The organism is Staphylococcus sp. HMSC034G07, assembly GCF_001835975.1.
GTDB classification, from domain to species: domain Bacteria; phylum Bacillota; class Bacilli; order Staphylococcales; family Staphylococcaceae; genus Staphylococcus; species Staphylococcus ureilyticus.
On sequence record NZ_KV826595.1, the window covers coordinates 40,002 to 62,584 of the forward strand.

Annotated in this window: 18 protein-coding genes; 1 reads left to right on the top strand and 17 read right to left on the bottom strand. The window is 36.1% G+C overall.

The annotated features are described in order from the left end of the window. Positions 1-5 precede the first annotated feature (5 nt). The 9 genes from HMPREF2586_RS04035 to HMPREF2586_RS04075 form a co-directional block, all read right to left on the bottom strand. Positions 6-947 (bottom strand): NAD-dependent epimerase/dehydratase family protein, encoded by a 942-nt coding sequence (locus tag HMPREF2586_RS04035; RefSeq protein WP_070657498.1) that lies wholly within the window; start codon positions 945-947, stop codon positions 6-8. Between the two features lie 468 nt (positions 948-1,415). Further along, entirely contained in the window at positions 1,416-2,381 is a 966-nt protein-coding gene (locus tag HMPREF2586_RS04040) for an ornithine cyclodeaminase family protein (RefSeq protein WP_070657496.1), read from the bottom strand. 9 nt (positions 2,382-2,390) lie between these two features. Continuing rightward, a complete protein-coding gene (locus tag HMPREF2586_RS04045) occupies positions 2,391-2,801 on the bottom strand; it encodes a hypothetical protein (RefSeq protein WP_070657494.1) in 411 nt (136 codons plus the stop codon). Between the two features lie 147 nt (positions 2,802-2,948). Next, the gene (locus tag HMPREF2586_RS04050; RefSeq protein WP_046207218.1) at positions 2,949-3,599 is read right to left on the bottom strand and encodes a 3-oxoacid CoA-transferase subunit B; all 651 of its coding nucleotides are present in this window, start codon (positions 3,597-3,599) and stop codon (positions 2,949-2,951) included. Then, positions 3,592-4,296 carry a CoA transferase subunit A gene (locus HMPREF2586_RS04055; protein WP_070039461.1) on the bottom strand — a complete coding sequence of 235 codons (705 nt, stop codon included), beginning with the start codon at positions 4,294-4,296 and terminating at the stop codon, positions 3,592-3,594. Before HMPREF2586_RS04055 ends, HMPREF2586_RS04050 begins: the two co-directional genes overlap by 8 nt. Before the next feature lie 150 nt (positions 4,297-4,446). After that, positions 4,447-4,953 carry a GNAT family N-acetyltransferase gene (locus HMPREF2586_RS04060; protein ID WP_064209885.1) on the bottom strand — a complete coding sequence of 169 codons (507 nt, stop codon included), beginning with the start codon at positions 4,951-4,953 and terminating at the stop codon, positions 4,447-4,449. Positions 4,954-4,977: 24 nt separating this feature from the next. Then, on the bottom strand, positions 4,978-5,547 hold the full coding sequence (locus HMPREF2586_RS04065; RefSeq protein WP_070657492.1) for a GNAT family N-acetyltransferase: 570 nt from the start codon (positions 5,545-5,547) through the stop codon (positions 4,978-4,980). A gap of 107 nt (positions 5,548-5,654) precedes the next feature. After that, positions 5,655-6,149, bottom strand: a complete 495-nt coding sequence (locus HMPREF2586_RS04070; RefSeq protein WP_070657490.1) for an AAA family ATPase — start codon at positions 6,147-6,149, stop codon at positions 5,655-5,657. Positions 6,150-6,343: 194 nt separating this feature from the next. Next, positions 6,344-7,531, bottom strand: coding sequence for a glycine C-acetyltransferase (locus HMPREF2586_RS04075; protein WP_070812639.1), 1,188 nt, complete (start codon positions 7,529-7,531; stop codon positions 6,344-6,346). A 190-nt stretch (positions 7,532-7,721) separates the two neighbouring features. Between HMPREF2586_RS04075 and HMPREF2586_RS04080 the strand changes: the two genes are divergently transcribed. Next, positions 7,722-8,900 carry a M20 family metallopeptidase gene (locus HMPREF2586_RS04080; RefSeq protein WP_070657488.1) on the top strand — a complete coding sequence of 393 codons (1,179 nt, stop codon included), beginning with the start codon at positions 7,722-7,724 and terminating at the stop codon, positions 8,898-8,900. A gap of 154 nt (positions 8,901-9,054) precedes the next feature. Here HMPREF2586_RS04080 and tuf read toward each other — a convergent pair whose 3' ends face one another. The 8 genes from tuf to HMPREF2586_RS04120 form a co-directional block, all read right to left on the bottom strand. After that, complete coding sequence (gene tuf, locus HMPREF2586_RS04085; protein WP_046207677.1) at positions 9,055-10,242, bottom strand: elongation factor Tu; 1,188 nt, start codon at positions 10,240-10,242, stop codon at positions 9,055-9,057. A gap of 215 nt (positions 10,243-10,457) precedes the next feature. Continuing rightward, positions 10,458-12,551 (bottom strand): elongation factor G, encoded by a 2,094-nt coding sequence (fusA, locus tag HMPREF2586_RS04090; RefSeq protein ID WP_046207678.1) that lies wholly within the window; start codon positions 12,549-12,551, stop codon positions 10,458-10,460. 118 nt (positions 12,552-12,669) lie between these two features. Beyond that, positions 12,670-13,140: a 30S ribosomal protein S7 gene (gene rpsG / locus HMPREF2586_RS04095; protein ID WP_019468564.1), complete on the bottom strand. Its 471-nt coding sequence runs from the start codon at positions 13,138-13,140 to the stop codon at positions 12,670-12,672. A gap of 71 nt (positions 13,141-13,211) precedes the next feature. Further along, positions 13,212-13,625: a 30S ribosomal protein S12 gene (rpsL, locus tag HMPREF2586_RS04100; protein WP_019468565.1), complete on the bottom strand. Its 414-nt coding sequence runs from the start codon at positions 13,623-13,625 to the stop codon at positions 13,212-13,214. 94 nt (positions 13,626-13,719) lie between these two features. Then, positions 13,720-13,974 carry a ribosomal L7Ae/L30e/S12e/Gadd45 family protein gene (locus tag HMPREF2586_RS04105; RefSeq protein WP_070039467.1) on the bottom strand — a complete coding sequence of 85 codons (255 nt, stop codon included), beginning with the start codon at positions 13,972-13,974 and terminating at the stop codon, positions 13,720-13,722. A 283-nt stretch (positions 13,975-14,257) separates the two neighbouring features. Next, positions 14,258-17,851: a DNA-directed RNA polymerase subunit beta' gene (gene rpoC / locus HMPREF2586_RS04110; protein ID WP_169926877.1), complete on the bottom strand. Its 3,594-nt coding sequence runs from the start codon at positions 17,849-17,851 to the stop codon at positions 14,258-14,260. Between the two features lie 170 nt (positions 17,852-18,021). Beyond that, positions 18,022-21,573: a DNA-directed RNA polymerase subunit beta gene (gene rpoB / locus HMPREF2586_RS04115; RefSeq protein ID WP_064209891.1), complete on the bottom strand. Its 3,552-nt coding sequence runs from the start codon at positions 21,571-21,573 to the stop codon at positions 18,022-18,024. Between the two features lie 199 nt (positions 21,574-21,772). Further along, positions 21,773-22,381, bottom strand: coding sequence for a class I SAM-dependent methyltransferase (locus HMPREF2586_RS04120; RefSeq protein ID WP_070657486.1), 609 nt, complete (start codon positions 22,379-22,381; stop codon positions 21,773-21,775). Positions 22,382-22,583 lie beyond the last annotated feature (202 nt).

Consider the following 22,583-nt stretch of genomic DNA (forward strand, 5'->3'; position numbering starts at 1 on the left):
ACCTCTTAATTTATCTTATCTGTATTCGAGTAATTAATATATTCAGTTAAACCTGACATAATATCATATTGTGGATTAAATCCTAGCGCTTCCAAACCTTTGATATCAGCACAAGAATGTTTAATATCCCCGCTTCTTGATTCAGCAAACTGATAATTTATAGTTTTATTATAAACCATTTTGAACTTATCGAAAATTTCTAATAATGATATTTGTTTACCAGTAGCTAAGTTGTAAATTTTGCCATTCGTTACTTTATTATCTAACACTATTGAAACTGCTCGCACCAAATCCTTTACATATACAAAATCTCTCGTTTGCTCTCCATCCCCAAAAAATGTGAATGTTTCGTTATTTTTAAATTTATTATCTATAATAGATAATACACCAGAGTATGGTGAATGAGGATCTTGTCTCGGTCCATATATATTAAAGAATCTTAAAGCAGTTGTTGGCAGTTGATATAGTGTATTGTAAATTTTTGTATATTGTTCCCCAGCATATTTTTCCACAGCGTAAGGTGATTCAGGATCAATGAACGTTTCGACTTGTTTTGGTAATCCTTCGGTATTACCATATACGGCTGCTGACGATGCAAAAATAAATTTCTTCAAATTATGATTATATTGACGATTGGCTTCTAAGAGATTTAATGTGCCATTTATATTGACAGACTGAGACTTTATAGGGTCATTTATTGTTTCTACAACACTAACTACGGCTGCTAAATGAATGACGATATCAAATTGTTCTTTCTCCACTAAGGATGTCACAAATGATGTATTAATTACATCATTTTCAATGAAATGCGCATCATCTATAAATTCGACATTCGAACGATGCCCTGTGCTTAAATTGTCTAATATAAACACCTCATTAGCTTTGTTAAAGTGTTCTGCTAAGTGCGAGCCAATAAATCCAGCACCACCTGTAATTAGTAGTTTCATTTTTCATCCTCCTATATACTCAAGTCATAATATACTTATCGTCAATTTTATTAATATAATACGTTGAACACCTGATTTTTATTATAAAAATAAAATAGTATTACAAATAAAATTATAAATTCAGTTAATTTACGTCTTCTATATATTAGTATGAGTTTAACAATTTTGACGAACAAATCAAAAGAAATCGAGGTGAAATTGTAATAATAATTGAATAATGCTACCAAGAACTTTACAAAAAATCTTTTGATCCTTATTTAAATAAAGTTATTTATAATATGTTTTATTTTTGGTCTAAGTATAGTTTGAAAATTTTGATTTTAAAAATCATTATAAAAAGCGTTCCGCCATAAGTATCCTTTAAAGTATAAAATAATACCTACATTATACTATAAAGCAATACAGCGAAACGCTTAATAATTTTACTATAGCCTATCAAAATTTTACTTTATCGACCTTATATATAAATTACTGCACGTCATTATTTTTCTGTGCTTTTTGATAAAAATAGTTAGCCACAATAATATCTACAATGGCTACACCTACAGATTTAAATACGGTAATTTCTTCATCACTTTCGCGTCCAGCTAAATGAGAACCGACGATTTCACCTAATTCTCCATATAAATCTTTTTCTCCAAATAAACCTTCATCCATAGGGGTAATTAAATCCCCTGTTTCTTCTAACGCCGCTTCCGATGCTTCTACAACTACTTTATCTGCATTTGCTATAGCGTGTGAAGGCAACTCTTGCATATCTGATTTAAAAGAACCTACAGCATTCACATGGACCCCAGCTTCTAATGATTTATTAAAAACAGGTTGTGTGGCGTTGGTTGCAGTGACAATAACATCAGCATTAGCTATAGCATCATCAACATCTTCCATCACTGTCACATCTACGGATTGATATTGCTGTTGAATCGTTTCTGCAAATGTCACTGCTTTACGGTGAGTTCTATTATACAGTTGAATATGTTTGATATCTCTAACAGCTAATACAGCTTCAATTAATCCTTGTGCTTGATCGCCTGTCCCTATGACACATAATGTTTCTGCATTTTGACGAGCAAGGTATTTTGTAGCTACGCCAGAAATTGCGCCTGTACGAATTTTAGTTAAGTAAGAACCTTCTAATACAGCTAATGTTTCACCAGTTTCATAATCTGATAATATCACAGAACCAACAATGGTATTTTTACCTATCTTTGTATTATTAGGGGCCATTGTTACTGTTTTAAGCCCCACAACTTTCAATTCATCAGATAAAGCCGGCATAACTAGATAACGATTGTCTTCATTAAAAGGAAGTACATAACGTAAAGGGGTATCCGTCTTCCCTTCAGAATAGGCCTGTAAAGATTCAGCTACTGCTTCAACGACTTCTTCCATGTTTAATAATTCAGCTTGTTCATGTGCATCAATAAATTTCATAAGCCACCTCTATTCTTTTACATTTTCTGACTCTAAAATGTTGCTCTTCTTTTCAAATTTATTTTCAAATAAGATTATTCCTATAAATCCAACGACAAGTAAAGGAATGATAATCCAAGCCATATGATTATCGACATACACAGACACACAATATATCGCTAATAATAGTGTTATGGCCAACATATTTTTAATAAACAGCAACCAATAATCCGTTTTCACACTAAACCATGTTTGTTGCTGATTATCTTCTATTTTAATATGATATAACGTAAACTTTAAATGTGTAATCAACATATAAATAAATGCTAAAATACCGATTACCAACAAGATTTTATGAAATATGCCGTTAGGAACCACATCTGCAGCCGCTGCAAATATAATAGCGATAACAATACTTTTCAGTTCTGCATTTTTCTTCATATCAATCTCCGAACCTTTGTCATTAATTCAACCTCTATTGTTACAATAACATACTTACTCGGAATTTTAAGTTTGACTAAGAGCTAATCTTTTAAAAATAGATAATGATCTACCTATGAATACATCGTACAATATGTGGAAAAACAGCTAATGATTCAAGCAATTTATAAAATAAGCATCTGTATGGGTTTGTACCTGTTCAAGTGTGGCACCTTCTTGAAGTTCAACCAATTTCATAACTTTATCTTCAAATTTAAAAACAGCTAAATCTGTGATTAACGTATTAACAACACCTGCGCCTGTTAAAGGCAACTCACATTTTGATTTTATCTTAGATTCACCATGTTTATTCATATGGTCCATGATAACGACCACTTTTTGAGCTCCAACCACCAAATCCATCGCACCGCCCATACCTTTTACGAGCTTGCCAGGAATCATGTAGTTTGCTAAATCTCCTGTTTCCGAAACTTCCATGCCTCCAAGAATTGCTAAATCAATATGCCCCCCACGTATCATGGCAAATGATTCTGCATTGTCGAAATAGGAAGCCCCTTTAGCAGCAGTAACCGTTTCTTTACCTGCATTAATCAAATCTGGATCCACTTCATCTTCAGTAGGATATGGGCCAATACCAAGCAAACCATTTTCAGATTGGAAAAAGACATTTTCCACATGATCATTCATCTCATTTGCTACAAGGGTTGGCATACCAATACCTAAATTTATTACCATATCACTATGAATTTCTTGTGCTGCACGCTGGATAATCTTCTTACGTTGTGTTTGTTTATCCATGTTGTACCTCCTTCACTGTACGTTTTTCTATGCGTTTTTCAAAATGTTTTCCTAGATAGATATAATCCACATATACACCTGACAGATGTACATCATCTGGGTCAATTTCACCTAATTCAACAATTTCTTCTACTTCAACGACAGTAGTCTTGGCGGCCATAGCACATAAAGGATTAAAATTACGCGCTGTTTTTTCAAATACTAAATTACCAAATGTATCCGCCTTTTGAGCCTTCACAATACCAAAATCGCCTGTAATGGCACGTTCCATAATGTACGTTTCACCGTCAAATTCTCGTGATTCTTTACCTTCAGCAATCAAAGTACCCACACCTGTTTTTGTGTAAAATGCTGGAATACCTGCACCGCCTGCACGTAGTTTTTCAGCCAACGTACCTTGAGGTGTTAGTGTTACATCTAACTCACCATTGATCAGTTGTTGCTCAAATATTTTATTTTCACCCACATACGAGCTAACCATTTTATCTATTTGTTTTTTCTCAAGTAAACGGCCCAATCCAAAATCATCTACACCACAGTTATTACTCACTACGGTTAATCCTTTTGTACCTTTTGTACGAATCGCTTCAATAGCATGCTCTGGTATCCCGCATAGCCCAAAACCACCGGCAAGTACTGTCATGCCATTTTCTAAATGCTCAAATGCTGTATGTATGTCTTGAATGACTTTAGACATGTTATAACCTCACTTCTTTTTTAAAATTAATACCTAGTATTAAAAACAATTATACTTGAAATTTTTTGCGAAGTCTTTTATTTTATGTTGCCGTTTTCATAAATAAACATAAAAAAAGTTGCCATTTTCTTACATGGCAACTTTTAATAATTATGCGATTTCTATCTGGAAACGACGAACGACTGTGCCATCATCTAATGTTGAAGATTCTATTTCTTCCCCACCATTGTGTAAGATGACAGCTGCAGAGGCTTCATTATTTTTTTCACAAGTAATCAGCGCTTCTTGTACGCCAATACGTGATAAGTAGTCTAATGACTTTTTCAAAATTTTATTACCAAAGCCCTTGCCTCGGTAGCTCTTACGAACACCGTAGCCAACATGGCCGCCAATGATTTTTAATTTTTCATTCAAATGATGGCGAATATTGGCAGCGCCAATAATCTTATCATCATCAATTAAAAACAATGTCGTATTATCTACTGTCTCATCATTAGATTTGTTATCTGCTAATTCATGTACAATTTCTTCAAAATTATTGTATTTGGTAATATTCGTAATCTCAGGCACTACCTTTTCATCGTGATCTATCCATTCTTTCATATAATCACAATATAATGTTTCGTCAGCCATTGTTAACTCTCTAAATTCAACCATGTTGACACTCCTTCCTTTTAGTTGCTATCCCATTGGTTCGTCATGTGTATTGAGATAATACACGTAGTTGTCAGTCCATTGTCCATGTTCGAAAATAAATCCTTTTCGAATACATTCAAATTCAAAGCCTAATTTTTCAATTAACTGAATAGAAGGTTGATTATCCAAATTGATGTGTGCTTCTATTCTATGAAACTTTAAAGTCTCTTTCGTTTGTTTCACAAGTTCTGATAAAGCTTCATAAGCATACCCTTGATGCCAGTATTGATTATGGATAAAATAACCGATTTCTGCCCATTGAAATTGATCGCGGCTTAAATTTTTAATGTTAAGCATACCAAGATGACGTCCCGTTTTATCAAATATGCCAAATATATACAAATCATCATCTATAATCGCTTGTTGATGCTTTAAAACCATTGCCGCAAACCATGGTTCCGTGGCATCTGACATGTCGACTTGGCCTTTATCATGCTTGTATTGCGCAGGATAACGATTTACAAATCCTGACAACCATGACTCATAATCATTTTCTTCTAACGGTCTAATGATAAGCCGTTGTGTAGTGAAATGCAACCCTAAATTATTTTTCATTGAAAAACCCCTTAACATAAGGCGTCAGCAACCAAAACTATAACATCATTTGGCATAAAATCAACCTTTTAATTTATTAAAAATATGAACTGCTTCTAAGGACGATTTCACTCGTCATGAAGATCATTCATGATCATCGTGAGTATATCATTTTGTGTCATCATTTCAGTAATCAATTTCTCATTTTTTACATTTAGTGTATCTTTTTCAACAAACCAGCTTGCAAGTTTTTGTGCACTGAAATCCGTATATGTTTTTGAGTGATGTCTTCTCACGGTTTCTGCATAAGGTAAGTCGAAATAATAAATATAGCTTTTAATATGCGTACTTGAAATAATGCTCTGTAACATATTACCATATTTTTCTTTGTTGAAAATACCCTCTACAATAACATATTTGCAATGTGCTATGCCAAATAGTGTAATGTATTTTATTAGCTCAATTGCTAAATTGTCTGGTCTATCTGAGACGTTTAACATATGGCGTCTTATTTCATCTTGACCCACGCGCATGACACCATTACCCAACATGCTTTGTAAGTTACGGGCAATAGTCGTTTTGCCACTACCAGAGTTACCTCTTAATAATATTAGTTTTGTCATTGTATCACCCTATCTTCTAGATAAATTGTGATTTATGTATATACTTTCATAAGTGTTAAACTTATACCCTATCAAAGTGATTAAAATCAAAAAAGCTAGACCCTTTATATCCATACAAATAGGACATAAGCAGTCTAGCATTTTGTTGCTTCATTTATTTTTTTATTCATTCGTTTTATAAATTAGAGTTAGCGTTAAATTGTGCCTAGTTCTTTACCTACTTTTTCATATGCCGCTAATGCTTGATCAAGCATTTCTTTTGTATGTGCAGCTGTAGGCATATTACGAACACGGCCCGTACCTTTAGGCACTGTTGGAAAGACGATGGATTTCACATAGATACCTTCATCTTTTAAGCGGCTACTAAATGCTTGTGTTTCTTTTTCGTCACCTATGATTACTGGTGTAATTGGTGATTCAGAATTACCAATGTCAAAACCTAATTTTTTCAATCCGTCTTTTAAGTAATTACCATTTTCCCAAAGTTTATCGTGTAATTCTGTTGATGCCATTAATTTCTTAACAGCTTCAGTGATGGCTTTTGTATCACCAGGCGCTAGTGATGTTGAGAATAAGAATGGTCTTGATTGTGCTTTCAACCAATCGATCAATGATTGTGTACCAGCTACATAACCACCGACAACACCAATCGCTTTAGATAATGTACCGATTTGGAAGTCAATTTTATCTTGAAGACCAAAATGTTTCACTGTACCTGCACCATTGCCCATGACACCAGAGCCATGTGCGTCATCAACATATGTGATTAAACCGAATTCTTCTGCAATTTCTACGATTTCTGGTAATTTAGCAACATCGCCATCCATACTAAATACACCGTCAGTAATATACATTACTTTATTGTATTGTCCAGATTCAACAGCTTCTTTCGCTTTAGCGCGTAAATCGTCCATATCTGAATGGTTGACGCGTATAATTTTCGCTTTAGATAAACGACATCCATCAATAATTGATGCGTGGTTTAATTCATCTGATAGGATAGCATCATTTTTATTCATCACAGCTGAAATGGCTGCCATATTACAATTAAAACCTGATTGGTATGCAATCGCTGCCTCTGTACCTTTAAACTTCGCAAGTGTTTCTTCCAATTCGTCATGAAGGTCTAATGTACCGTTAATAGATCTTACTGCACCTGCACCTACGCCATGAGTGTCTATGGCATCTTTGGCAGCTTGTTTTAAATCTTCATCTGTTGCAAGTCCTAAATAGTTATTTGAAGATAAATTGACATAATTTTTCCCGTTAATCTTAATCTCTGGTCCATTCGCACCTTCAATTGTATCAATTTCGTTATAAAGTCCATTATCTTTCAAATACTGAATGTTTTCATCTAAAAAGGCATGTAGTGACTGTACCACTGGAAATCCCCCTTTGAGTTATCTACTATTTAATCCTATCATAACCCATTTTCTTGTATCAGGAAAGTAGAATCACACGATTTATTAAAGCGTTTTCTACAATCTAATTAAAGTCACAATAATTGTCTCTACAGTAAAGTCATTTAAAATGATATAATAGAATAATCATTTTAAGGAAGAAGGGTTGAAGTTGTTTGATTGGTTTCAACTAGCAAGAGAAAAGGAAAACAGAATGATACAAATACGTCGCTATTTGCATCAATATCCTGAATTATCATTTGAGGAGTATCATACACGTGACTACATCCTAAATCAACTCAGCCAACTATCATGCGAGGTACGGTCGCCCGTTGGAAGAAATGGTATTGTCGCAACATTTAGTGCACAAGGAGACGGTCCAACGATTGCATTACGTGCTGATTTTGATGCTTTACCTATCAATGAACTCACTGAAGTAGATTACAAGTCTAAAAATCCTGGTGCAATGCATGCATGTGGGCACGATGGTCATACTGCAATACTACTAGCCGTTGCTGAAATCATCGACGCACATAAAAGCAAATTAAATGGTGATGTCGTGCTAATTTTCCAATATGGTGAAGAAATTATGCCGGGTGGCTCACAAGAAATGATTGATGATGGCTGCTTACAAAACGTAGATAGAATATATGGAAACCATTTGTGGAGTGGTTACCCTACCGGCACAATTTATTCTCGTCCTGGCGCGATGATGGCCTCTCCAGATGAATTCAACGTAACGATTCATGGTCAAGGTGGACACGGTGCGAAGCCACACGAAACCATCGATCCTGTTGTCATTATGGCTGAATTTATCATTAGTGCGCAAAAAATTGTTTCTAGAACGATTGATCCGGTAAAACAAGCTGTTATTAGCTTCGGCATGGTACAATCTGGTTCGGCAGATAATGTCATTCCAGATACTGCATTTTGTAAAGGAACGGTGCGTACTTTTGATACAGAAGTACAAGCACATGTGATGCACAAGATGGATAAGCTATTGCAAGGGTTGGCTGTTGCGAATGATATTACTTATGATTTTGATTATATTAAAGGTTATTTGCCTGTCCACAATAATCCTAAATGCTTTGACATCGTTAAACAAGCTTCAAATGAGATGAATTTAAGATTTAACGAATCTGAATTAATGATGATTGGCGAGGACTTTTCACATTATCAAAAAGTACGTCCAGGTGCATTCTTTTTAACAGGTTGTGGTAACCCTGAAAAAGATACCACACATCCACACCATAGCCCATATTTCAATCTAGATGAAAAAGCATTAAAATATAGTGCCAGCCAGTTTTTAAAAATATTAGAGTTGGAAAATGTAATTAAGCCCAAGGCCTGAATAGCCTAGGGTCTTTTTATTTCCAAATATCTCACACTTTAAATTTCAACCTTGGTCATAATATTATTCAGTTGAAAAATAAATATTACATCAAAAATAAAAAAAGAGCCTCCAACATGGAGACTCTTCAAATCTATATTAAAGATAAGATATCTTATTTGTAGATTTCAGTTACAACGCCTGATCCAACAGTACGTCCACCTTCACGGATAGAGAAACGTGTACCGTCTTCGATAGCGATTGGAGAAATTAGTTCAACTTCCATTTCAACATTGTCGCCAGGCATAACCATTTCAGTACCTTCTGGTAAAGTAACAACGCCTGTTACGTCAGTAGTACGGAAATAGAATTGTGGGCGGTAGTTACTGAAGAATGGAGTATGACGTCCACCTTCATCTTTAGATAAAACGTAAACTTCCGCTTTAAACTTTGTATGTGGTGTAATTGAACCAGGAGCAGCTAAAACTTGACCACGTTGGATGTCTTCACGTGCAACACCACGTAATAACGCACCAATGTTGTCACCAGCTTCAGCATAGTCTAATAATTTACGGAACATTTCTACACCAGTAACAGTTGTTTTGCTTGATTCTTCTTGCATACCGATGATTTCAACTTCTTCACCGACTTTGATTTGACCACGTTCAACACGGCCTGTAGCAACAGTACCACGACCAGTGATTGAGAATACGTCCTCAACTGGCATCATGAATGGTTTGTCAGAATCACGTTCTGGTGTTGGAATGAATTCGTCAACAGCTTGCATTAAGTCTAAGATTTTTTGCTCATAGTCAGCGTCGCCTTCAAGTGCTTTTAATGCTGAACCAGAGATTACAGGTACATCGTCACCTGGGAAGTCATATTCGCTTAATAAGTCACGAACTTCCATTTCTACTAATTCTAATAATTCTTCATCGTCAACCATGTCAACTTTGTTTAAGAATACAACTAATGCTGGAACACCAACGTTACGTGATAAAAGGATGTGTTCACGAGTTTGTGGCATTGGACCATCTGCAGCAGATACTACTAAGATAGCTCCGTCCATTTGTGCAGCACCAGTGATCATGTTTTTAACATAGTCAGCGTGTCCTGGGCAGTCAACGTGAGCATAGTGACGTTTGTCAGTAGTATACTCGATGTGTGCAGTATTAATTGTAATACCACGTTCTTTTTCTTCTGGAGCGTTGTCAATCATGTCGTATGATTGTGCAACAGTGTCACCATTTTTTGCTAAAACAGTTGCGATAGCAGCTGTTAAAGTAGTTTTACCATGGTCAACGTGTCCGATTGTACCAATATTGGCATGTTCTTTTGAGCGATCGAATTTTTCTTTAGCCATTATAAAATCTCTCCTATTCGTTAGAAAAATAATTGTTAAATTTATCTCTCATGACAGTTTCTCACCATCATGAGAAGATGATTAATTTAGTTTAAAAGGACCATACAGTACCTTTATAATGCATTTTCCCTAAAAAATCAATTAATAAAACTGTAAGCCATATAATTATGCTTTACATGTATTGTACAGACTGTCACTGCACAATACAAGTCTAATTATTCAGCTGTTTTATTACCACTGTTTTTCTTAATTATATCTTCAGAAATTGATTTTGGAACTTCTGCATAGTGATCGAAGTACATTGTGTATGTTCCACGACCTTGTGTATTAGAACGTAATGAAGTTGCATAACCGAACATTTCTGAAAGTGGTACAAAGGCATTTACAACTTGTGCATTACCACGAGGTTCCATACCATCAACACGTCCACGACGAGATGTTACATCACCCATGATGTCACCCATGTATTCTTCAGGCATTTCAATTGTAACTTTCATCATTGGTTCTAAGATAACTGGTTCACATTTTTTAGCTGCTTCTTTAAGCGCTAATGATGCAGCGATTTTGAAGGCCATTTCTGATGAATCGACATCATGGTATGAACCATCAAATAATTTTGCTTTAACATCAATTAATGGATAACCAGCTAATACACCGTTTTCCATAGCATCTTTAAGTCCTGCTTCAACTGATGGAATGTATTCACGAGGAACTACACCACCAACGATAGCGTTTTCGAATTCGAAACCGCCGCCTGTTTCGTTCGGTTCAAATTCAATTTTAACGTCACCGTATTGTCCACGACCACCAGATTGACGCGCGAATTTACCTTGAACTTGTGCTGATTGCTTAAATGTTTCACGGTATGAAACCATTGGCGCACCAACATTACATTCAACGTTAAATTCTTTTTTCATACGGTCAACTAAGATGTCTAAGTGAAGCTCACCCATACCACCGATGATAACTTGTCCAGTTTCTTCGTCAGTGTGTGCATGGAATGTTGGGTCTTCTTCTTGTAATTTAACTAAAGCTGTAGTCATTTTGTCTTGGTCAGCTTTAGATTTTGGTTCAACTGATAAGTGAATAACAGGTTCTGGGAAGTCCATTGATTCCAAGATAATGTCATTTTTCTCACCACATAAAGTATCACCAGTACCAGTTTCTTTTAGACCTACTGCAGCAGCGATATCTCCTGAGTAAACTGTGTTAAGCTCTTGACGAGAGTTAGCGTGCATTTGTAGTAAACGACCTACACGTTCACGTTTATTCTTCGTAGAGTTTTTAACATAAGAACCAGAAGTTAATGTACCTGAGTACACACGGAAGAATGTTAACTTACCAACATAAGGGTCAGTCATTACTTTGAACGCTAGTGCAGCGAACTCAGCATTGTCATCCGCTTTTGCGATAACTTCTTCTTCTGGATCATCAGCACGGTGACCGATAATTGGTTTAACATCTAATGGTGAAGGTAAATAATCAATTACTGCGTTAAGCATTAATTGAACACCTTTGTTTTTGAAGGCAGTACCAACAAGAACTGGGTAGAATTCAATATTATTAGTTGCTTGACGAATAGCGTCTTTTAATTCAGCTACAGTAATTTCTTCGTCACCAAGATATTTTTCCATTAATTCATCACTTGTTTCAGCTACTGCTTCAATAAGTGTTGCACGAGCTTCTTCAGCTCTTTCTTTTTGATCTTCAGGAATTTCAATTTCTTCAATTTCAGTTCCTAAGTCATTGTTGTATTTGAAACATTTCATTTCAACTAAGTCGATGATTGCTTCAAATTCATCTTCCGCACCAATTGGTAATTGGATTGGTTGTGCATTCGCTTGTAGGCGATCATGAATTGTGCTTACAGCATATTCAAAGTTCGCACCTAGTTTGTCCATTTTGTTTACGAATACAATACGAGGAACGCCGTAAGTTGTTGCTTGACGCCAAACTGTTTCAGTTTGAGGTTCAACACCTGATTGCGCATCAAGTACTGTAACCGCACCATCAAGTACACGTAATGAACGTTCAACTTCAACAGTGAAGTCTACGTGTCCAGGTGTATCGATGATGTTTACACGGTGATCATCCCATGAAGCTGTTGTTGCAGCTGATGTGATTGTAATACCGCGGTCTTGCTCCTGTTCCATCCAGTCCATTTGTGAAGCTCCTTCATGAGTTTCACCAATTTTATGGATACGTCCAGTATAGTAAAGAATACGTTCAGTCGTAGTTGTTTTACCAGCATCGATGTGAGCCATGATACCGATATTACGAGTTCTTTCTAAACTAAAATCTCTAGCCATGTATTTTTCTCCTTCCAGTATAACTGCGAATAAATACTATAAATATGGCGATGCCCTAAGCATGCACCTAGATAGTAAACTATCAATGTGGAACATGCTCAGGGAAAAACCTACTATCCTACCAACGATAGTGAGCGAAGGCTTTGTTAGCTTCAGCCATTTTATGAACGTCTTCACGTTTCTTAACTGCACCACCAGTGTTGTTTGCAGCGTCTAAAATTTCGTTAGCTAAACGTTCTTCCATCGTTTTTTCACCACGAAGACGTGAATAGTTAACTAACCAACGAAGGCCTAAAGTAGTACGACGTTCTGGACGAACTTCTACAGGTACTTGATAGTTAGAGCCACCTACACGACGTGCTTTAACTTCTAATACTGGCATAATGTTGTCGATAGCTTCTTCGAAAACTTCGATAGCTTCACGACCACTGCGTTCTTGAACTAATTCAAATGCAGAATAAAGAATTTTTTGAGCTGTTCCACGTTTACCATCTAACATAATTTTGTTAATTAATTTAGTAACTAATTTTGAGTTATGAATTGGATCTGGTAATACGTCTCTTTTTGGTACTGATCCTTTACGAGGCATAATATAAATCCTCCCTTCCTAATTATAATATATTTTCATTCTTTATAACGAAAATTTACGCAATCTTAAACTTATTTTTTAGGTTTTTTAGTTCCGTATAATGAACGACCTTGTCTACGACCGTCAACACCTGAAGTATCAAGTGCACCACGTACGATGTGGTAACGCACACCAGGTAAGTCTTTTACACGTCCACCACGTACAAGTACAACACTGTGTTCTTGTAAGTTGTGTCCGATACCAGGGATATACGCGTTAATTTCGATGTTGTTAGACAAACGCACACGAGCATATTTACGTAACGCAGAGTTAGGTTTTTTAGGTGTCATAGTACCTACACGTGTACAAACACCACGTTTTTGCGGTGAGTTTAAGCTAGTGTACTTTTTCTTTTTACTGTTGTAGTTTCTGTTCAATGCTGGTGAATCATAGTTTTTTGATTTGCTTTGTCTTGGTTTACGTACTAATTGGTTAATAGTTGGCATGAAATATGTCCTCCTCTCTTCTTTTATAATCCCACACATCCAGGTGGTTCATTTTAAAGGTAAATAAAATTTAGTAAGAAAAATCTTACTAATCTCATTTCAATAATGCAACAACAGTCGCATTAACGTTTATACCTACATACTTTCCTAAAGCTTGTTTGCTCTCGAAAAATGAGATAGATATGTTTTTTTGATTGATTTGACTTAACACGCGAGTCATTAGATGAACTTCAACGTCTTCAGCGATAATCAATGATGTCACTTGATCTTTATTCAAAGCTTTTAGCGTCTGTTTAAGACCAATAACATAGTGTTGTTTGTTAAAGCGTGCAACTTTTTCATTAGACATCTAAATATCCTCCAAAGTTCTGCTTGCATCAACCTTAATAATAATAACATCAAAATTACTGCGTAGTCAACTTTAATTAACATTTTTTGCAGAAAATATATAAAAAAATAAAAGAGCGAAATAAAGATCAAATGTTACCATCTCATCTTTTATTTCGCCCAAAGTAAAATGGTCAGTCACTTAAGACATAGACACGTGTTGCAGTCCTACAACTTCAACACATGTCTATATGTTTATACAAGCTCAAATGAATGCTAAACCATTTCATATTTTAAAAGCAATACTAGATTTCAGTTGGTTGAATCTCTTCAACAACTTCTTCTGGTGTCGCTTTATCATACTGTACATCACTGTAACGTCTCATACCTGTACCAGCTGGGATGAGCTTACCGATAATAACGTTCTCTTTAAGTCCAAGTAAGTTATCACGTTTACCTTTGATAGCAGCATCTGTAAGTACACGTGTTGTTTCTTGGAATGAAGCTGCTGATAAGAAGCTTTCAGTTTCAAGAGAAGCTTTTGTTATACCTAATAATACAGGTTTAGATGTTGCTGGACGTTTACGTTCTTTGAATGCTTCACGGTTCGCATCTGTAAAGTTATGAATATCTACAAGTGCACCTGGAAGTAATTTCGTATCTCCAGCTTCAATGATACGTACTTTACGTAACATTTGTCTTACCATAACTTCAACGTGTTTATCATCAATTTCAACACCTTGCATACGGTAAACTTTTTGAACTTCTTTTAATAAATAACTTTCTGTTGCATTCAAGCCAGATATAGATAAGAAGTTCTTAGGTTCAATTGAACCTTCTGTGAGTGCTTCACCACGTTCAACACTTTGGCCAACTTCAACTTTTAATCTTGAAGTACCTGAAGCTAGGTAAGATTTCGTTTCATTTGCGCCTTTGATGACGATTTCTTGTTGACGATCTTTGGCAACGCTAATGTCATCTACGACACCTTCAATTTCAGTCACGACTGCTTGACCTTTAGGGTTACGCGCCTCGAAAATCTCTTGGATACGAGGAAGACCTTGCGTGATATCACTACCTGCTACACCACCTGTGTGGAATGTACGCATTGTAAGCTGTGTACCTGGTTCACCGATGGATTGGGCAGCAATTGTACCAACTGCTTCACCAACTTCAACTTTTTCACCAGTAGCAAGGTTTTTACCATAACATTTTTCACATACACCATGACGTGTATTACATGTGAATGCTGAACGGATATACATTTCTTCTATACCAGCGTCTGTGATTTTCTTAGCAATTTCTGCTGTTACTAACTCATCTGGACGAACGATGACTTCATCTGTTTCTGGATGGCGAATCGTTTCTTTAGAATAACGACCTTCAATACGTTCGCTGAATGGTTCAATCATTTCAGTACCTTCTTTAATATCAGATACAAGTAAACCACGGTCCGTACCACAGTCTTCTTCACGAACGATAACATCTTGTGCCACATCAACAAGACGACGAGTAAGATAACCAGAGTCCGCTGTTTTAAGTGCTGTATCGGCAAGACCTTTACGTGCACCATGTGTAGAGATAAAGTATTCTAACACTGTTAAACCTTCACGGAATGATGAAGTGATTGGTAATTCAATAATCTTACCGGATGGTGCAGCCATAAGTCCACGCATACCTGCTAACTGTGTAAAGTTAGATGCGTTACCACGGGCACCAGAGTCACTCATCATAAAGATTGGGTTTGTTTTTTCAAGTGACCCCATTAATTCGTTTTGAATTTGGTCTTTGGCATCAGTCCAAATTTCAACAACTGCATTGTAACGTTCAAATTCAGTAATTAAACCACGGTTGAATTGTTTTTGTACTTTTTCAACTAGTTTTTCATGTTCATCTAAAATTTGTTGCTTATCTGGTAAAACCACAATGTCAGATACACCGACAGTGATACCAGCTTTAGAAGAGAATTTGAATCCTAAGTCTTTCATTCTATCTAACATCATAGATGTATCTGTGATGCTGAATCGATTAAAGACTTCTGCAATGATATTTCCTAAGAAATTCTTGTTGAATGGTTCGATGAGTGGTTGTTCATCAAAATATGCTTTTAATCCACCCTCACCTAATTCTGTCGCAGAAACAAAGTATTTGTCTGGCGTACTGTTTTCAAGGTTATATTTTGTTGGTTCGTTAATATATGCAAATGAATCAGGAATGATTTCATTAAAGATTACTTTACCAACAGATGTTGTTAAAATTTTATGATTTTGCGCTTCTGTAAATGTTGGGTTATTAAATGAACTTGCATGCACACCTATACGTGTGTGTAAATGTACATAACCATTCGCATAAGCTTTCAACACTTCGTTTGTATCATTATAAATTGTACCAGTATTTACTGCATCTTTACGTTCTAAAGTAAGGTAATAGTTACCTAATACCATATCTTGTGATGGTGTAACAACAGGTTTACCATCTTTAGGGTTTAAGATGTTTTGTGCTGCAAGCATGAGCATGCGTGCTTCTGCTTGTGCTTCTTTAGATAATGGTACGTGAACAGCCATTTGGTCACCATCAAAGTCAGCGTTATAAGCTGTAGTTGCAAGTGGATGTAGACGAATCGCACGACCTTCTACAAGTGTAGGTTCAAATGCTTGGATACCTAATCTATGCAGCGTTGGTGCACGGTTTAAAAGAACTGGATGTTCTTTAATGACGTCTTCTAGTACATCCCATACTTCATCATCCATACGTTCAATCTTGCTTTTCGCATTTTTAATGTTTGTCGCAATTTCACGTTGAACTAATTCTTTCATGATGAAAGGTTTAAACAACTCTAAAGCCATTTCTTTAGGTAAGCCACATTGATACATTTTCAAGCTTGGTCCAACAGCGATAACGGAACGGCCTGAATAGTCAACACGTTTACCTAATAAGTTTTGACGGAAACGACCTTGTTTACCTTTAAGCATATGTGACAATGATTTTAATGGACGGTTACCTGGTCCAGTTACTGGACGACCACGGCGACCATTATCGATAAGTGCATCAACTGCTTCTTGTAACATACGTTTTTCGTTTTGTACGATGATGCCAGGAGCACCTAAATCTAATAAACGTTTTAAACGGTTGTTACGGTTGATGACACGGCGATATAAATCATTTAAATCACTTGTTGCAAAACGTCCACCGTCTAATTGAACCATTGGTCTGATTTCTGGTGGAATTATTGGAAGTACATCTAATACCATCCAAGCTGGATTATTACCAGAATGTCTGAATGATTCAACTACTTCTAATCGTTTAATCGCACGTGTAAGTCTTTGTCCTGTTGCAGACTCTAACTCATCACGCAATTCTTTTAATTCTGTATCCAAATCAATTTCATCTAATAATTCTTTGATACCTTCAGCACCCATTTTAGCTGTAAATTGACCAGGGAATTTATCATAGTACTCTCTGAATTCTGCTTCAGATAGTAACGTCTTTTTCTCTAATCCAGTTGGGCCAGGATTTACAACAACATAAGAAGCAAAATAAATGACTTCTTCTAATGCTCTTGGTGACATATCTAATAATAGTCCCATGCGGCTTGGAATACCTTTGAAGTACCAAATATGTGAAACTGGCGCAGCTAATTCAATGTGTCCCATTCTTTCACGGCGCACTTTAGATTTAGTTACTTCTACTCCACATCTATCACAAACCATACCTTTATAGCGTACACGTTTGTATTTACCACAACTACATTCCCAGTCTTTTGTAGGTCCGAAAATTCTCTCACAGAATAGACCATCTTTTTCTGGTTTTAAAGTACGATAGTTAATTGTTTCTGGCTTTTTAACCTCACCAAAAGACCATGAACGGATTTTTTCAGGTGAAGCAAGTCCTATTTTCATATAATGGAAATTATTTACATCAATCAAGGAGCCTACCTCCTTCAATTTAGATTAGCTGTGCAAATTGATTGATTGCTCTTTATCAATAATAGATAAGGCCATAATGAGGCAAGTACGACAACTTTACCCCAAAATGGTATATCTTTTTATAAACTTAAATGCGATCTGTATTAGTCAGTAATTTCTTTTTGTGATTGTGGCGCTTCTTTTTGTTGAAGGTCCACTTTACGTTCTACTGCATCTTCATCTTCGTTATCTTGCATGTCGATTTCATTGTCATGCTCATCCATAATCTTAACATCTAATCCTAAACTTTGAAGTTCTTTCATCAATACTCTGAATGATTCAGGAACACCAGGTTTAGTAATGTTTTCACCTTTAACAATAGATTCATAAGTTTTTACACGACCTACTGTATCATCAGATTTATAAGTTAAGATTTCTTGAAGTGTGTATGCAGCACCGTAAGCTTCAAGTGCCCATACTTCCATCTCACCGAAACGTTGTCCACCGAATTGTGCTTTACCACCTAATGGTTGTTGCGTAACAAGTGAGTATGGTCCAGTTGAACGTGCGTGTAATTTATCGTCAACCATGTGTGCAAGTTTCAACATATACATAACGCCGACTGAGATTCTGTTATCGAATGGTTCACCCGTACGTCCATCGTATAATACTGTCTTACCGTCACGTGCCATACCAGCTTCTTCAATCGTTGACCATACATCTTCATCACTCGCACCATCAAATACTGGTGAAGCAACATGAATACCTAAGTTTTTAGCAGCCATACCTAAATGTAACTCTAATACTTGTCCGATATTCATACGTGATGGAACACCTAGTGGGTTCAACATGATGTCGATTGGTGTACCGTCTGGTAAGTAAGGCATATCTTCTTCAGGAACTAACTTAGAGATAACACCTTTGTTACCGTGACGACCACACATTTTGTCACCAACATGTATTTTACGTTTTTGAACGATATAAACACGTACTAATTGGTTTACACCTGGAGATAATGTGTCATCTCCTTCTTCACGGTTGAAGACTTTAACGTCTAGAACAATACCGCCTGCACCATGAGGTACACGTAATGATGTATCACGTACTTCACGTGCTTTTTCACCGAATATCGCATGTAATAAGCGTTCTTCTGCTGTTAATTCTGTTACACCTTTAGGCGTTACTTTACCTACTAAAATATCTCCGTCATTAACTTCAGCACCTACGTATACAATACCACGGTCATCTAAGTTTTTAAGCGCACTATCTGAAACGTTAGGAATATCACGTGTAATTTCTTCAGGTCCTAGTTTTGTATCACGTGCTTCTGATTCATATTCTTCAATATGGATAGAAGTATATACGTCATCTTTCACTAGGCGTTCGCTCATAATTACAGCATCTTCATAGTTGTAACCGTCCCATGTCATGAATCCGACAACTACGTTTCTACCTAACGCCATTTCACCAAGTTCCATTGAAGGACCATCGGCTAAAATTTCACCTTTCGTTACGACATCACCTGTAGCAACGATTGGTCTTTGGTTATAACAAGTACCTGTGTTTGAGCGCTTGAATTTAGCTAACGGATAGCGATCGATTTCGCCTTCGTATTCTTGTCCATCTTCTTCGATAAGTTGACGTACAAGAATTTCATTAGATTCAACGTGTTCAACACGGCCTTTATGTTTAGCGACAATTGCAGCACCAGAGTCACGAGCTGCTACGTGTTCCATACCAGTACCTACGAAAGGTGATTCTGGATTCATCAATGGTACTGCTTGACGTTGCATGTTTGCACCCATTAATGCACGGTTAGAGTCATCGTTTTCTAAGAATGGAATACATGCTGTTGCTGCAGAAACAACTTGTTTAGGAGATACATCCATGTAATCCATTTTTTCTTTGGCCATAACTGTGTTGTTACCACGGAAACGACAAACAACTTCATCGTCTAAGAAACGACCATTTTCATCTAGTTTAGAATTCGCTTGTGCTACTACATAGCTATCTTCTTCATCAGCTGTTAAATAATCGATTTGATCTGTGATACTATTCGTCTCAAGATCTACTTTACGATATGGTGTTTCAATGAAACCAAATTCATTTACACGTGCATAACTTGATAATGAGTTGATCAAACCAATGTTTGGTCCCTCTGGTGTTTCGATTGGACACATACGGCCATAGTGAGAGTAGTGAACGTCACGCACTTCCATTTGAGCACGTTCACGTGTTAAACCACCAGGTCCTAATGCTGATAGACGACGTTTATGTGTCAATTCTGCTAATGGATTGGCTTGGTCCATGAATTGTGACAATTGAGAACTACCAAAGAATTCTTTAATTGATGCAATAACTGGACGGATATTAATTAATTGTTGTGGCGTAATTGAATCTGTGTCTTGAATAGACATTCTTTCACGTACCACACGTTCCATTCTTGATAAACCAATACGGAATTGGTTTTGTAGTAACTCCCCTACTGAACGTAGACGACGATTACCTAAATGGTCAATATCATCTGTGAATCCAATACCACTTAATAAATTAAAGAAATATGACATTGATGCGATGATGTCAGCTGGTGTAATACATTTCACTTCTGAATCAGGGAATGCATTACCAATAACTGTTGTTGTGCGGCCTTCTTCATCATTAGGAACATATACTTTAATAGATTGAATTTCTACTGGTTCATCAATCACAGTACCTTCAAGTTCAAAAACTTCACTGTTCGCATTAGATTCTAATACATCCATGATTTCATCTAAATTACGACGATCTAGGACAGTACCTTCTTCAGCTACAATTTCACCTGTTTCAGCATTAACAATTGGTTCTGCTAATTTTTGATTGAATAAGCGGTGTTTTAAATGAAGTTTTTTATTCGCTTTATAACGACCCACGCTTGCTAAATCATAACGTTTCGGATCGAAGAAACGTGAGTATAGTAAGCTTTTCGCATTTTCTACTGTCGGAGGTTCACCTGGGCGTAAACGCTCATAAATTTCTAATAGTGCTTGATCAGTATTTTCAGTACCATCTTTTTCTAATGTATTACGTAAGTACTCATTGTCTCCTAAAAGATCAATGATTTCTTGATCTGTTGAGAAACCTAAAGCTCTCAATAATACTGTTAGTGGTAATTTTCTTGTTCTATCAATACGTACATAAACTACATCTTTGGCATCAGTTTCATACTCTAACCATGCGCCACGGTTAGGAATAATTGTTGCATCATAGTTTGTGCGACCATTTTTATCTAATTTTTCATTAAAGTAAACGGATGGTGAACGAACTAATTGCGATACGATTACACGCTCAGCACCATTAATCACAAATGTACCTGTATCTGTCATTAATGGGAAATCACCCATAAATACTTCTTGCTCTTTCACTTCGCCTGTTTCTTTAATGATTAGACGTACTTTTACACGTAGAGGTGCAGAATACGTCGTATCACGGTTTTTCGATTCTTCTAAATCATATTTTGATTCTCCAAGTCTGTAATCAACAAACTCTAAAGACAGATTTCCTGTGAAATCTTCAATCGGTGAAATGTCTCTAAACATTTCATATAAACCTTCTTCTAAGAACCACTCGTAAGACTTAGTTTGAATCTCAATTAAATTCGGTAATTCTAATACCTCTGAAATTCTCGCATAGTTTCTACGTTTACGATGTCTTCCATATTGGACAAATTGACCTGCCAAACAGATTCACCCCTCAAAAATTGCGTGTTTACTTTTACTAAATCAGCAAATATAATTAGACAAAAAGAAAACGGTAGCATAACTCATGACACCATTTTCTATTTCACCTTATATACTTTGTTAATTTATACGTAAAAGTACACACTTATTGAACATAATTTTTTACATTCTATTACTATATCAGAACAGTGGTTTTTAATCAACCTTTTACACTTCTTAATATATAATAGCCTTTGTGCTTTTCTAATACTTCTACATTACCAAATGTTTCTTCCATTTTTTTCTTCGCAGATGGCATACCTTGTTTCTTTTGAATCACAACATAAAGGGCACCATTCGCTTTTAATTTATGATGCGCATCAGTTAAGATGCTATGAACTACTTTTTTTCCTGCTCTAATCGGTGGATTCGTTAATACAAAATCAAAAGCATTATCCTCTACTTGCGATAACCCATCACTTTCTTTGATCTCTACATTCTCTAAATGATTTTGCGTTTTATTTTTAATCGATAAGGAAAGTGCGCGTTGATTTACATCAACCATCGTTATTTCATGGTGCGGAGACACTTTTGCAATCATCAAACCAATCGGTCCATAACCACAACCAACATCTATAATTTTTTTAGTAGGACCCGGGGGATTTTCTTTCAAAAAAGTATTGATTAATAAATCTGAACCAAAGTCTATTTTCCCTTTAGAAAATACACCTGAATCAGTAACTAATTTTAAATCATAGTTTTTGTAGGAATACGTAAAAGGAAGTTCAGCGCTTTCTACTTCAGGATTTTCATCATAGTAATGACTCATGACTACACCTCTTTTAATCTAATTCATCTTAGATTAATACTATACCCTCAACAAAACTTTGTAACAACAAACGATTCATTCAGGATAGATCAAATAAGATAAAACCCCGTTATATCGATAACGGGGTTTTCATTTCTCAAAGATTTCAGGATATCCACATTGCATTTAAGATTAGCGTATCGAAATAGCTAATGTGTTAAAC